The 14,410-nt window shown below is 50.3% G+C and carries 9 protein-coding genes and 1 pseudogene; 2 read left to right on the top strand and 8 right to left on the bottom strand.

Features of this window, described 5'->3' with window-relative positions; all coding sequences use genetic code 11:
• Positions 1-219 precede the first annotated feature (219 nt).
• Positions 220-3,588, top strand: a complete 3,369-nt coding sequence (locus tag ACR0NF_RS07205; protein WP_171208673.1) for a hypothetical protein — start codon at positions 220-222, stop codon at positions 3,586-3,588.
• Here the strand turns inward: ACR0NF_RS07205 and ACR0NF_RS07200 are convergent.
• The 5 genes and pseudogenes from ACR0NF_RS07200 to ACR0NF_RS07180 form a co-directional block, all read right to left on the bottom strand.
• The gene (locus ACR0NF_RS07200) at positions 3,585-4,985 is read right to left on the bottom strand and encodes a hypothetical protein (RefSeq protein WP_254430514.1); all 1,401 of its coding nucleotides are present in this window, start codon (positions 4,983-4,985) and stop codon (positions 3,585-3,587) included. The genes ACR0NF_RS07205 and ACR0NF_RS07200 overlap by 4 nt on opposite strands.
• Before the next feature lie 42 nt (positions 4,986-5,027).
• Positions 5,028-5,381 (bottom strand): annotated as a pseudogene (locus ACR0NF_RS07195) (TniQ family protein); the annotation flags it as partial.
• Positions 5,378-6,367 (bottom strand): TniB family NTP-binding protein, encoded by a 990-nt coding sequence (locus ACR0NF_RS07190; protein ID WP_171208675.1) that lies wholly within the window; start codon positions 6,365-6,367, stop codon positions 5,378-5,380. The gene ACR0NF_RS07190 and the pseudogene ACR0NF_RS07195, both read right to left, overlap by 4 nt.
• Complete coding sequence (locus ACR0NF_RS07185; RefSeq protein ID WP_171208676.1) at positions 6,364-7,821, bottom strand: Mu transposase C-terminal domain-containing protein; 1,458 nt, start codon at positions 7,819-7,821, stop codon at positions 6,364-6,366. The genes ACR0NF_RS07190 and ACR0NF_RS07185 overlap by 4 nt, the downstream gene beginning before the upstream one ends.
• Positions 7,822-8,318: 497 nt before the next feature.
• A complete protein-coding gene (locus tag ACR0NF_RS07180; RefSeq protein ID WP_171208677.1) occupies positions 8,319-9,026 on the bottom strand; it encodes a hypothetical protein in 708 nt (235 codons plus the stop codon).
• 75 nt (positions 9,027-9,101) lie between these two features.
• Between ACR0NF_RS07180 and ACR0NF_RS07175 the strand changes: the two genes are divergently transcribed.
• The gene (locus ACR0NF_RS07175; protein ID WP_171208678.1) at positions 9,102-9,929 is read left to right on the top strand and encodes a hypothetical protein; all 828 of its coding nucleotides are present in this window, start codon (positions 9,102-9,104) and stop codon (positions 9,927-9,929) included.
• Positions 9,930-9,954: 25 nt separating this feature from the next.
• Here the strand turns inward: ACR0NF_RS07175 and ACR0NF_RS07170 are convergent, their stop codons facing one another.
• The 3 genes from ACR0NF_RS07170 to drt3a all read right to left on the bottom strand — a co-directional run bounded on the left by ACR0NF_RS07170 (position 9,955) and on the right by drt3a (position 14,279).
• The gene (locus ACR0NF_RS07170) at positions 9,955-10,437 is read right to left on the bottom strand and encodes a DUF3291 domain-containing protein (protein ID WP_171208679.1); all 483 of its coding nucleotides are present in this window, start codon (positions 10,435-10,437) and stop codon (positions 9,955-9,957) included.
• A gap of 358 nt (positions 10,438-10,795) precedes the next feature.
• The gene (drt3b, locus tag ACR0NF_RS07165; RefSeq protein ID WP_171208680.1) at positions 10,796-12,928 is read right to left on the bottom strand and encodes an antiviral reverse transcriptase Drt3b; all 2,133 of its coding nucleotides are present in this window, start codon (positions 12,926-12,928) and stop codon (positions 10,796-10,798) included.
• Entirely contained in the window at positions 12,918-14,279 is a 1,362-nt protein-coding gene (gene drt3a / locus ACR0NF_RS07160) for an antiviral reverse transcriptase Drt3a (protein WP_171208681.1), read from the bottom strand. The genes drt3b and drt3a overlap by 11 nt, the downstream gene beginning before the upstream one ends.
• Positions 14,280-14,410: the final 131 nt, after the last annotated feature.

Here is a 14,410-nt window from a genome sequence, read left to right as displayed (position 1 = left end):
GTGTCGCTTTCTGAACGAATTGCCGCTTCGGATCGCGAGACTGCAAACGCTGTATAATTGCGACTTATGTTAAATCTCGAACTCCCGGCTTTCTGCCACAAAACCGGTGCGCGTTTTCGACAGTTTCAGGAAAACGAATGTTTCTTCCGGTGATGTCTTGAAGGACGATGCCCGCAGTATCACTATTAGACTAAGCGTCCTAAAACTAAGTCTTGTTCATTGTTTTCACTCCCTGATTGGCTGCGTTCCAAGCCACAGCAGCTCACCGAAGCAAATCAAAAGTCCGCAAGCGAGCTTGATGCCGAACCGGTTGCGAAGGTCGGCACCAATATCGACCGGCCCGTCATCAATCTTTATCGACCCCATATCACCTCCGGGGATTGTCTGATTGTCACCGGGTATCAGGATTTCTTGTCTTCGCTGTCGATTTTGATGAAAGAATTGCCCGAACTGCGGGTTCTGGAAAACGACAGCGATATCCGGATACGGATATCGTTCGGGATCGACACAGCGAATACCAAAAGGCTGACCAACCCCACACCAGTCACCGAAGAAATGAAACTCTACTGGCTGGAGCGCTCCGGGCTTCAAGTGGAAGAGGACCACGATCTTATCGCGGTGCTAGCAAAACACGCCATCAAAACCGGGAAAATAGATTTGCGTGTCTTCGATCCGGAACTCGCAAAACGCAAGTTGGGGATATCTGGGGATCGGCGGCTACACTCAAAAATCGTCAGCTCGCCAAAAGGTGCCGTCGCCGGATCCGCAAACTTTTCCTACTCAGGGCTCTACAGAAACATCGAGTACGCCGATGACCTGGATGCGGGCACTCATGAACTTCAGGTCGAACGCACAGAAGCAGCTGAGCAGGCTTGGGATGTATCTGTCGATTGGAATACCGAAGCGCTGGAGATACTAGAAAAGCTTATCAAACCGGTGACCGCCGAAGACGCGATGGCGCGTACGATCTCGGAGCAAAAGGGGTTTGAACCCTGGCTCACCGGTGATCGAAAAGAGATCACGGGTCATACCCTGTTTGGGTATCAACAGGACCTGACCTATGAGGCGTGTTCCATCGTCTATGACCATGGTATCGCTTTCGTAGAAGCGCCAACCGGCTCGGGCAAAACCGAGATCGGATGTCACTTGGGAGAAGCTTTGACGAAGACCTACTCAAAGGTCGTGCCCAGCTCTCCGGTGCATGGTGTCGCACGCAATAATGCGGTGGTGATTGCACCCCCTAAGGTCATCCCAAGTTGGGAAAAATACTCAACTCCATCTCTGGACGCGAAGCCGAATACCAAGTTGGCAAAACAGAACCTGCGAGGCGCTGGGGATGACAAGGAACCCGGGCTCAGGCTCGAACAATATGGCATTCTGATCATTGATGAGAGCCATACTGTTACACCGGGCTTTGAGCAGGCATCTCAAATGGCATCCGCTATTGAGCTTGCCCCGCCGAGCTGGAATGTTTGCCTGTCCGCAACCCTACTTGGGAACCGCGATGTCGATTGGTTGACCCATATGCAGGAGAAACGCGCGTCCATTTTCATGACGCCGACTTTCATTCAGGCCATGGGCGAGTTGTTCGAGCGCGAAACCCAAGTTCCTAAGGATATCTTCAACCAGGATGCGCAACTGGCCGTCCTATCGGAGCCTGACACGACGCTCACGCGAGAGGCTCGCAACGCACTCGCTCAGTTGGTTTCGCCGTTTTTGACACGCAGACAACGGAAATGCATTGGCGAGGACGAAGATCCGACCAAGCACAGTTATCCAAGACTAGAAAACCACGGGCGCCCGAAGAAACTTAAGGTGACAAAGCCTCAGCAAACGCGCCTGGATGAGATTGTTGCTCTCTGCAAAGAACTTGCGCCTGGCGGTAGGGTGACCGCAGTCGAGAAAAGCCGCTTCGGACACGTCAGCACGCAACAAAGCACGCAGGATCAGCTCCATATCCGAAACCTTTTGAACATTCTGCGCGTGAGTGCCGCCCAAGCCCATTGGGAGATGTCTCAAGGAGCTATTGGCAAATCGCTTCGCGACTTCGAGCGTGGTGGAAAATCGAAGAAAAAGGTATCCCACCGCGACCAGTCCGACATGTTCGCAGCACTGGGAATAGAAGCGCCTGAACCCACAAAGAAATGCGACGCTCTAAACCAAAAACTGGGTCTCAGTGTTCTCAAGGAGCTTGATGAGAAGCGGTATGAGGCGTGCCTGAGAATACAAAATGAAAAAGACAGGGTCGTCTTTCTCGCAGAACGGACGGACACACTCGAGATTTTTGCAGAAGCGCTTTCGCGCAGAGGCCACCACACCAACTATGTCGTGGGAAACCAAACCAAGGGTGAAGATCGCGCCGTGAAGGCGATCTTTGGAGATGGCCCCGACAGTTTCAAGCGTATCAAACAGGGCAAGTCCGTGGAGTCGTACTTCCGACCTGGAGGAAAGAACGAACCAAAAGGATCCGCATCGGTTTTTCTGACTTACAAGATGGCTGAAGGCATCAACCTTCAGTCGTCAGACACGCTGGTGTTGCTTGGTCTGACCTCAAACCTGAAAGAGCTCATCCAAGGTCTGGGTAGGATCGACAGGATCGATAGTGAGTTCGGGGTCGTCAATTACCACCTTGTTGATGTGCCAGTAGGTCAGTTTGCATCTGACGAAAAAATCGCCCAGCGCATACAGAACTATAAGACATTGGCTGGGGAAGCGTTAATCGATGCTGTCCTGGAAGAAAGTACGGAAGACGCAGAAGTGATCCTTGCAAGTGTTGTTGAGTATCTGCGATCCCCAAGGCAGCTTCGCGACAACAACTTTCACGACGTTCTGGAACGCACCAAGCAAACAATCCCCGAAGACCGCTACAAACTCATCGACAAAGCCAAAATCCAGGGAACCTGGGGCGCGGAGTTGGCGCTCCTATCGGCCCGTGAGAAATTCACGGCGCTACATCTCAAAGGACTTAGCAAGAGCAATAGCTTCTTTCCGCCTCGCCTGCTGCTTCTTAAGGATACCGCGCCAGGCCTGATATTGGAACGCGACCAGCTGGCCTGCGTCCAATCTCTGGAGACTGCATACGAACGGACCAGAAGCCTTGGCATGGAGCACGTCCACATGTCACTGGAAGATCTCTCTGAAGCACTAGAGACGATTTCAGAGCAGATTGGCAAGCTGACCGAGTGGGACTTGCGCCCCGCTCGCGTTGAGAGCCTCATGAAAGCCTGCGCCGAGTTCATGGGACGCAAAGGTGGTGTCGAACTCAGTGATCAAGAATTGTTTGGCCATATGGCACTGCCTGCCGTGGAAATGGTGTGTGAGGCGTGGAGCCGTGAGCTTGATCCCTTCTGGGAAAAAGCGAAACACGAAGTGCGTGACAGCTTCGCCTATGAGGGTCTTCCCAAGGGGTACATCGCGCTTCAGGTTATCCTGGAAAAGCTCGAAAGCGATCATCAGGCGTCCGCAGAGATCCATGAGAAGATGGTCCGGGTCATCGAAGAAGCTGAACATATTTCACGCGACCACGAACCCGCAATTGGACAGCGCATTTCAGTGGTGTTCTTTTCGGATGGAGCAGGCGAGCACTAGGCGGCCTCAGACAGCAGCGAAGCCAGGTCACTTAGTTTTACTAAGTGCCCTCGCGTCGTCTTACCTTCAATTTGCGCACCATGGGTCTCAATCCCTTTGCTCTCAAAATCAGACAGGAGCTTTCGGGACGTTGTTCCTCTTGACCTAGCCAGTGTCGCTACGGGCATGTACTCGCTCTGAAAGATCACAAGCTGCTGCGGTTTGACCAAGAAAGACTCGCTTGTGCCATGCGGAACGGTGCGAGATCCGAGTAGGCCCAGCTTGCACCAGTGAGTTACAGCCTGGGCCTTCCAGCCCGTTAACTTCGCGACATCATTTGCAGTCCAGTCCAACGAGTGCCGTCCTGATCTGAGAAGTTCTTCAACAGCAGATTTCTGGAACCTGAAATCACCAAGTTTGACATCCTGATCGTCCAATGCACCGGTAACAGAACCATCACAGATAAGATGAATGAGCTTCTTGAGCGCCGCCCTGTCAGTTGTACGTTTAAGCGTAAGCTCTTTGAACAAAACTGCCTCTCCCGTCATGTCGGTGGCCGATGCCCTAATCTTAAGGACAAGATCCTCCACGGAACTCGAGTGGAACCGGCCATCCACGAGCGGCGGCCGATCTGAAACTGGGACTTCGCCGACCACACCAAGTTCTTTGAGAAATTGGAATTGTGTACGTCCAACTCCCAAATAGTCACATGTTTCTGCGGCGCTCCAGAAGCGCCGACGATCTGCTGCAATGTTGAGAACTTCGAACTTGGGAATGACTGTTTGATTATGTCCAAATCCGCGTTGACTGATCTTACCAGCGATCTCTTTTTTCTGGACTGCCGCAACGAGACGCTGTGCAGAAATTCCGAGTTGTCGCGCCGCTTCCGTTGCGGGCAACCACTCTCTCGATGAAGTAGACGCCAAATGACCCGGATGGAAGCCGCTGAATTCTCGCTCTATCACACGAGCCACTGCATCTTTAAACACATCGTATTCGGGTTCCCGAAACCGCATTAGGCGCTGATACCAGTTGCCAAGCCGCTCCGGAGCGGAGGTGGCATCGGGATCACCTTCATGCAGCTTCTTCTTCACATAGTCTTCGAAACCATGCGGCCAATTTGCCAAAAGGTGCTCGACCGGTGCCATTAATCGAACGGCATCTTCAACGGTCTTCGGAATTTTCGTTTTTCCGGACTTTCCAGTACGGCTAGCCTGAAACCCAGAAGCTAGGAAATGAACGAACTTTCCGATGTTGCTCGGGGGGGTGGTTCCGGTTTCGGCATTTGGGACCAATGACGCGGTGCCTGAGATTGCGGATGCAATATCGCATTCGTGTTCTGAAGCTTGGTATTGCGGCAGTTTATCAAGGGCAAACCCACAACTGCACAAACGATAGCCACCTACCTTTGGTGTCAATCTCTCCGAACAGTTTGGACAAACATCAACCAGCCTCAATCGATGTTCATGACACGCAGTTACAAGGGAGTGCCGCCATAGCGCTTGATATGGTTTCTTTTCCGCGAGGCATTGTGGGCAAACTGGGTCAGAGTGAAGACGTTCGTATTGCCAGTCTCTATTAGGCTCTTTCGGTGGCGAGCTAGGTGCGAGACGTTCAAGTGTCCCGGGCGGGACCCTCAACTCCTCTTCAATTGCGGCGATATCATCAACCAACTGACGCCCGTATCGATTGCCAAGTTCTGCCAAGAAATCCGACGTGAAGTAGTGTGCTTTTGCTCGCCCTAAACGCCTAATATAGCCCAACAGGCTTTCTGAATTTTTTGGTCTCAGAAAGTCAGAGCGTCTCGATGTCATGCGGCCTCTAACGCTTCAAGGTCAATGAGTGACTCTGGGGTCACATCCAAGCCAGCGTCCTGCATGACATGGATGTAGGATCGAACAAGGTCGATTTTCTGAGGTGCTTCCTTCCCAAAAAAGTAGCCAGCGTTTAGGCTCTTTTGCGTCAACTGAATTGCGCTGTCCGAGATAATCTTGGATGTCAGCGTCTTCGACTTCATCTTGAGCGCGGCCACTTGGAGGATGCGCACAAGCATTCCAACGCGACCTCCAGTTACGCCGTACAATCTGACCACCAGTTCTTCGAAATCAAAGTCAAACTGGCCACCGGCGGCTTGCATGTTGCATAGAGCTTCAGAGAACGCTGCGGCAAAGCTTGTAGCATCGGCGCCATTCGACCAAGCATACGGAAACAGCTCGATGGTCGACAGCGTTCTATCCCTCAATTGCTCGTTTTCATCAATGAGCACCTGAAACTTAGGCAACCCGGCGAGGATCAACGTGACCCCTGTTTGATCGATTAGCCATTTGAAATGGTCGGTGGCGCCACGTTTTGACAGATGAGCACCTCGTTCGGCGCAGTGGCTACATTCATCCAACGCGATTGTGCGAATACCTTTTTCACGCACTGCGAAACACAAACGGGCCTGTAGATCATGTGCGCTTTGGTTTGGTCCCGCTTTAACGCCGACGGCTTCCAGCATCGCTGTAAGCAGTGTCTTACTATTTGGTTTGGTCGGAATACTTCCGATGACAAAATCACTCGCTCCGCCCAAACCAGAATACTCAAGCAAGTCGCTACTGAGATCTGGTGGTTTGCCGAGTTCAACTTGAACGTCATTCAAGAGTTGCGTCTTTCCGCAACGTGTAGGCCCGGACAAGAAAATTGCGGCGCCGTTTAACTTGCGAGAGATGGAGACGGCTTCAACCAATTGGTCTTTGGCAACCACATAGCTTGGATGTTCAATTGTCCGGTTGAGAACTTCAAACACTCGCTCTGTCATTGCGGGCACCCTCCTTTAGAGACAAAACTTGGCAGTTTGCCGGGCAGATCAAACTCAGGCTTCTCCGCCCTGTACGCGGGCTCTGAGTGCCCGTGCTTATCCATGACTTTCTTGGATTGGGCGAAGATTTCCTGTCTTCGCTCCTCTTTGGCGGCCTTCTCCCGAGACTTTGCGGTCTTTGTCCTTGCCTTTGGTTCTTCTTCGTAAAGGTGCAGAGCCATCGCAGCGATCAGCGCCTTTTCTTGAAGCTCTTCGTCTTCCGGGGTGAAGGTTTGCTTTCGCAGCCTCGCCAACTCATCGAAGGATAGAGCCGGGCACTCTTCATACTTTGCGGGCACGAAGAAATGCTCATTATTCAGGCGATCCAAAACCGCAATTTCTCGAATGTCATTCGGGTCAACGCGGATATCGACCGTCGTGGGTACACCGACCATTTTCAAGTAGTTGGCGAGTTCAGCGCTATGGTATGTCACTCCGCCGTAGGAGATACCGTACCGTTGCACAGTTCTCGTCGCAGCCTGAACCATAAACATCTCTCTCAGTTCGTGGGGATCTGGGGGCATTGGTACAAAACAGTCTTTGGAAGTCCTACGCCAAGATTGCATCGGAGATTCCAGTCTTCGGAGCACGTGTTGTACGCGCCGCCTGGGCATGCGTAAGTACACATCGTAGCGCCATCTTTGCAGCCGCGTTTCAATCTCTTGCAAAGTCAGGCGGGCCTCTTTTTGTGCCTTGTCCGTCCGATCTCTCGGGCCAATCAGGGACGTTTGCGAAGCACCAGGGAATTGAGTGACAAACCGGCTCAGCTCTAAGAAGAAACGTTCGATGAACGGTTTTTTATCCGGTCGACCTGGGATCATCTTGCGCCATTCCAGGCTCGAACAATCGATGATCGTATGGAAGACGTCACCGCTGTTTTCGGTGCCCTGGTCTGTAATCAACAGCTGAGGCGTCCCAAATGTCTGAAAATCGTTCTCGATACCGTGCATCATGAAAAATGCTGGTGTTTTGGGCTCCAAGATTTCCTTTACAGTTCGAGAAACCAATGCAGTGTCGGGACGGCTCCAGCTGAGTTGCATCCCAAGAATAACACCGGTTGCGCAGTCGATTGCTACGCAAATGTGGGGGCGACCAATTGGGGTTCCGTCATCATCGACGCACCAAACATCGAGCGTGGTGCAATCCAGTTCTACTCTTTCGAGCGGGGTTGATACTCTTTGGTACTCCAGCGCCATAAGATAGCGCCTGTTTGCCTCTTCGTCCCCCAGTCGCCGTTTTAGAAGCCCGGCATGTGGCAGGCTGTAAACAATTGCTTCAACGCACTTTCTTCCGCAGGGGCCGGGCACCTTGCCCTCGGATTTGCATTGCCTTAGGTACAGCCGCTTGGCTTGCCGGGCAATCCAAGTGATAGTTTTTAGGTCGTTGTTAAGAAAATGTTCTTCCAAAAGATCCAAAACGACCTCCCGGAACTCCGCGTTATACCTCGGAGTACGATTGCCGGAATTACTTGTCTTGGATCGTAGACCTGCTTTTCCTGAAAGTAGGTACTGCGTGCGCCAATTCTGAATGGTCCTTACAGTCGGAAAAGGTTTCTTCCGATTTAAGTGAAGCGGATGCGCACCGAACTCACCTGCCAATTTGTTTCTAATCTTAACCCACGAGTATCCTTGCCTTTGTAGTTCAGTTACTCTGACAAGGATCAGTTCTCGAAAATACGTTTCGTTGTTCTCCTCTGGTGTACCCAGTCTTTTGGAAGTCGTACTTCGAACATGCGGGCTGTTTACCACACCGAGAGAATAGAGCGTCCTGAACTCTTCGTTGGTAATCTCTTTGTATGTCCCCTCTTCATCCTGAAGCAAAACGTGGTCTCGGTAATGATCAACCTCCTTGACCACGAAAGCCTCTGTTCCGATGAGAACATTCCATCCGACATAGTTGGGGCCTCGCTGCGTCATAGTGGAAAGATCTCGAGATGAGACTTTTCGCCATGGGCTAGCCGTCCGACAGATTTGGGTCGGAGCATGCCTGCTCTAAGATCAACTGAGATGTGGCCCAATACGATTGAGCTTAGTACGTCGATCTGGCTACAGCCCAGTTCTTTCAGAAGAAATTCCAGCCGGAATGTTTCGGGTTCAAGTGAAGACAGGTTGCGAAGGAACTCGTCAGTCGGAGACCTCTGAATGTAGGGATGTAGAGATCGGATATTGTGCACCAAATCTCTGGCAAGAAATTGATCGGTGACGATCAAAAGCTCTAAACCGAGGCTTCTAAAGATATTTGGCAGTAGCAATGTGCTCTCATTGTGCTTCAACAATCTAGAGTGCCGCACTTCCACGAAGAGCCTCCGACCATCAAAACAAATGACTTCAAAATCAGGAGTGTAGGGTTTTGGCTTGTATCCCGTTCCCTTGAACTTGGTGATGAGCTCCGCTTTTGTTCGATAAACACGACCTGATTTCAGATCGAATGTGCAGGGTTGCGGCCGGATGGCCTTAACCTTCGGATGCAGGTCACAGCCAAAGGCAAAACTTGCCTCCAACCCACTTTCAGTCTGGATCACGCCTTTTGCTTTTCTTGTGGACAAGAAATGCGACTTCTTTTTTTGCCCCCTTCGCCAAGCTTGGCGCGCAGGGATTTCTGCTCTACTGTCGATTTTCATAGGGTATTCCCTACAATATCAGCGTCGTCTTTTGCAAATAATTGTTGACGTTGTACAATAATGGTGAACTAACCGATGCGAAAAAGCAACGGCCTCGAAGACGTGGCAAAAAAAGATAATTGGATAGATTTTGGTGAGGCCCTAGCAGAAGCGGTCGAAAACCCAATAAAATATGACCTTCGCACATCTTCGGAAGTTCTGAATATGGTGGCGGAATTAAGAGGGAAGCGTGCTCATACCCTGAGAAACCCGCTCGAAGCATACAAGTGGTTAAAAAAGAGATTTCCTGACGTAGAAAAAGATAGACCAGCTTGGTTGGGTATGACCCTAGTCATGTTTTTGATGAAAATAGAAGAACTGGATCCGACCACTGCTGAAAGACTAGCGCCCCAGGTCTTCGGCGGACAAATGAGACAAGTCGAGCTAAAGGCCGAGTTCGACCGACTCCGACAGGAGCGAGCAGAAAAGCACTCGGATACAAATCTTTCAAAACTATCCTCTCCTCAACGCGCGCAAATTTTTGATCAAACTGTTTTCTCTTTCCTCAGGCAATACGGACCCAAGATGTTCGGGTCCGACAATGCCGAGCTAAAAGACGGAAGAAGCCTGGGTTCATTGTATCCTGACTACGTCATCGAAGTTGACGGGAAACCCAAAGTAGCGGTCGAAATAAACGCGCACAGGACAAGAGTAGAAAGGCAGTTCGCAATAAACACGCTTGGCTACCTGTGGCTCCTTAGGAGGCTTGTACCCGAGGCTCTGTTGGTCGTTCCTCAAGACTCCGGCTACGACCTGAAGCAGCTGGCAAAACTAAGAGATGAAATTGGTCTTGATGGAATTCGTTTTGCGACATTACCGGAAGCTGGAGCCAAGCGTTTTGAAGACTTGGTGGTTCAGGATTAAGCAAAAGCACCAAAGTATAGTTTTGTTAGCTTTGTAGTCTCTGAGCTGCTTTTCTAGCAAACATATATCTACCAGTTGCAAAGTCATAAGCCTCCGGACTTGGCCCATCTGTTCTCAACCGAACAAGTCTTTCCTTTCCTTCTGTCAGGCTCGGAATATGGCCAGCCTGGATCGGCCAGATGACGTAGCTAGGGTCGTCAACATGTTCAAACCACTCCGCCCGTCGATCAAGAAATTGACCGTGGACGGTCATATGAACAAAATGCTTCAAGTCTTCAAAGCTCTGCCAAGTCGATAGTGTCGCCAGTGCGACGTGTGGCCGACCAAACAATGCACCCGTGTCGTTCTCCGGGAGATCGTAGCCCACTCCTTGAAGGCGCCAGATAAAACCTTTGGATCGATCTGCGACAGCGTTCAGACGATCCGAGTTGTCCTCGAACCCTGCAACACGGGGATCTCCCAGAGGGTGCAGCAAGTACCCCATGTTCATTTGTGCAATATGTTCCACAGAATATCTCCACCGCTGAACGTGGATCCTACAGTCACCAGCAGCTCTGACTCTGTCCAGCGAATTTAGATCTGTGGCCTACAAACCGGCGCGCAGGGTCAACGCCGATGTTGATCGCTAAATACATCCTCTGCGGTTCTTTCGTTTGTCGAGTAGCGGGCCGAAGCGGTCATTGCCGATCCGCAGGTCAGGCGGGAACCGGACTTTCGCTGCAGGATAAACTTAAGGAGGATAAGCCGGCGGTCCGCCCCCCCGCCAGCGTGATCAGTTGCCGTTTATAGGCTGCCTGATCTTGGAGCTTGTGTGTGTGCCGCATAGCCTGAAAGGCGGGCAATTTAGTTTAGGCGAAGCTCTGCCATCAGTATACTTCTCGTGTGCGTTTCTTGTCCAGCGCGATAGACAAGTCAAAACCCTTCCAGTCCGTGAACCAAAATGGCGAAGCTGATTTGATGGCGCGGAAGTCCGTGACTGAATGCCCATAAACCCGTGCAAGTCGATATTTGGTTCGAGCCGAAACGAATGGACAGCACGCAATATCAAGATACGCCATCAAGGGTTCCGCCTCGTTGTGAACATAGGCCGCCCGGCTCTTGACTCTGGCTACAAGCGCCTCTTCTAAGGCTTGACGAAATCTCGAATACCTCCGTTTTCCGGTCGCGTAGCTCAAACCAACAGTCACCGCGAAGTAGTCAATCTCAGAACTCGCCTTGTAACTTTTGCCTTGACCGCTGTCGTCCATTCCAAAGTATTCAGCCAGCGCTTCTTCAGACACGAGATACTCCCTCCCGAGTTTTCTCAAAGCTAAAATTAAGTACATCACCTCTATGTTGGGCTGCCCTGTCGTTGAAGTTCGCCGTAGCTGCCGCGCAACATTGTCAAAGATGTACTTGAACACCTGGTGTTTACTATCTCGTCCAATACCAGCTTCGTGCATTTGATCGACCACTATGGAGATCAATCGAGCGAGGCGGATCGAAATGTTTGCTCTTGGATCGGCAGCGTAAACAAAGAACGAAAACTCCAATATTCCAATGAGGGCTTGAGTCAGTTTTCGCTCGTCCCTCAGAGGTTTCTGTGTGTGTTCGTTTCTAAGGAAGATTTTTGAAGTGTTTCTCTCAAGTGCTGCAAAGGAGTAGTTTAGGATATCCTTGTACTCGACGCCGGTCTCCTGAAGGATACTCTTGAAGCCAACGATCAGGTTATTGGAACGAACTCTTGGGGTGAATTTCTTCACCTTCGCTCCAGACCCGCTTGGGTCATCTACCTCCTTTTCATAGATTTCGATACACTCTCCAAGCACTGAACGAACACGGTTCTTTGCAATCGTGAGCTTCGTGATAATCGGTTTTTGTATGACCGTAGATTTCGACGCGTTGACGCCAAGCTTCAACTCTTTCAGTGCGATCCCGAGCTGCCTTTCGACGTGACTCAAGTCCACTTGAGATGTGCAGAAAATGAAGTAGTCGTCCACATACCTGAAAGCTTGATAATGGTCTCGATGACGGTAACCATGCACTTCGAACATTGACCGCTGAAAGTTCCTGTCAGCGTACTGCAAAATAATCTCAGCAAATATTCTGGAGAACTCAGGGCCAATAACTATACCGTTGGTCTCGCCTTGGTTCATTTCCTGCATAAGTCGATCAAATCTACCGCCAAAGGTGTTTCTCGATTTATCCAGAAAGTCTTTAGCCGCTGCGGTTCCCAAAGTGCTCCAAGGTAATGAATGTGTGTAGATGCTATCGAAGCATTTTGAGACGTCTAGCCGAAGCAGGAGGTCGAACTTCTTTTCCGCGTTATGATACTTATAGTGCTCGAAGAACTTAAAAATGTTGCTGTAGCTTCTGTAGGAGAAGAACGAGCCAAGATTTTCGTATTCTTTTGAATTTTGTTCAACTGAGTCGGCGATTCTTGATCGACGCTCATAAAACAAACGATCAGAAAACTTCACTGTCTTTGCCACCGACGCTGGATGCCTAATCGAAAACTCACTTAGGCCAGCATGGTAGACTATGTTGGCACTGTTCCGATTATAGAAATGAGCGACAGCCAGTTGATTTCTCGGGTGAATTACAGACAGCCTGCGGAACTCGCGCTCTTTGTGTGCAATATCAAAACCATAGGGTTTTGTTCGCATAGCATACTCCGAAAGCTTCCATTCTCTTTTGGATATCGTTTTGCCGTCTCGGAGAAGATTGCTTTGCGTAGGGTTCTCAATAGTTTTTCGGTCTTTTTTCGGTGGTGGTGAAGTCAGCGGGTGCTTTCGGCAGGTTCCGAACAATAATTGAATGACCTCATCCAATCCAGCATCCGGACACTCCCAAACAACATAGGTATCTCGACCTCTTTGCTCGAGTCTCACATCGTGCTTGGTAACAAAGTCAAAGAAACCTCCGTTGCTGAAAGTCGGCGGGACTTCGAAGGGATGAACGTCAGAGAGTATCGGTCTGTGGTAGCTAAAGTTTGCCGGGATCGAGCGTTTACTGACCATACTTCCAAGCCTTTGTTATCTCTTCAAATTCACGCAACCGGTGGAACCGACGGAATGTTCTTTCAGAATATCCAGTTTGAAATGAGTACGCCTGAAGCTTGGTCCTTAGACTTGCGCTGTGTGCTAGCTTGCCAATGTGCGTAGCCAGTGCATCGTCTAGTCTTTGAAGCTGAGACAAATCGGTCAGGTGTGGATTGCTAAAGTAGATACCCACAAACGCGTTTTGCTTGCTGTGCGTTAGCTGCGTGTTTCCAGTGAGGTACTGCACACGTTTGACGAGCAACCTGTATGCTTTCTTAGACTTCTTCGCCCGTTGTCGATTGTATCTCGTGAAACACGCGTCGAGCCTTTTCTTGTATTTCTGAAACTTTGCGTCGCTCATCAGAACCGTACACGAAGTACTCCGCACGCAACGGAACTTGTAGCCTAGGTACGTCAGCTCAGTAGCCGGAGGAGCTTCTGTAGACTTGCTCGCATTAACGAGGAGCCTCTTGCGCCTAAGTTCTTCGACAACTTTCTTTCGGTAGTCGTTGGTAGTGGAACCTTTCGTAGGGGCAAAAAGCACGATGATGTCATCAACGTAACGAGCAAAAAAAGCGACGTCCTCAAGCGACGATATCCGATCATCGAAATCTCGCATGTACAGCTCTGACAAGATTGCACTAAGACCTACGCCGCGCGGCAAACCCCGTGCTGCGGTTCCTGCAGCCGAAGCATAGTCCCATAGAAGGCGTTCGATCAGACGCATTGTCGTCGCGCTTAAGAGTTGATCAGATCTCAGCTTGGAAAGCAAAATAGAGTGGTCGACCGACTCGTAGAACTCTTGCACATCCAATTTGACCACGTGATACGGAAATCCGTCACTCAGGCAGTCGCTCAGTTGCGTTACAATTTGATTTCTATTCGCTTGCCTTACTTTGTAGATTCTGGAGATGTTATTGGCGATTTGTTTGATCGCGTAGTAGCTCTGCGCATAGGAGTCCACGGGTGTTTCAGGAACAACATAGACAGGCTTTCCATTGGGGCCTCCCACCCTGCGTATGCTTATCCTAAAGCTCTTCTTTGATATTTCATCCGAGATGTTCGCCAAACAGGAAAGCAACTCTTGATCCCTTGCTTTCCTAGCATTTTCACGATCTTCCTTGAGTGCGTCAAAAATCGCTTGGTCGGCTGCCGAATACTTGTGTTTGTGAGTGGCTCGGAAGTGTTTGGTCGCCCTTATGCAATCTTTTAGCTCTTCGGTGGCAACCAGAACAGAAGGAAAGAATTCGAGACTCTTGTTCGAACCTCGCCGGTTTTCGATTTCTGTAATTCTACTTAGGTTCTTAGGTGAAAACGATTGATCAAACACTTAGTCTGCGGCCCCAATGAATGGCGAATTATGGCAAACACACTTCAAAAGTGTACAAGTTGCAACCACGTATCGCGTCAGTTGGCCAAGAAGTTCGGACTTCAAGATAAAGGCTGAGCCGGAACACTGTT

The sequence above is a fragment of the Ruegeria sp. CF4 genome (genome assembly GCF_056537345.1).
This window is presented reverse-complemented; position numbering and strand designations above follow the sequence as displayed.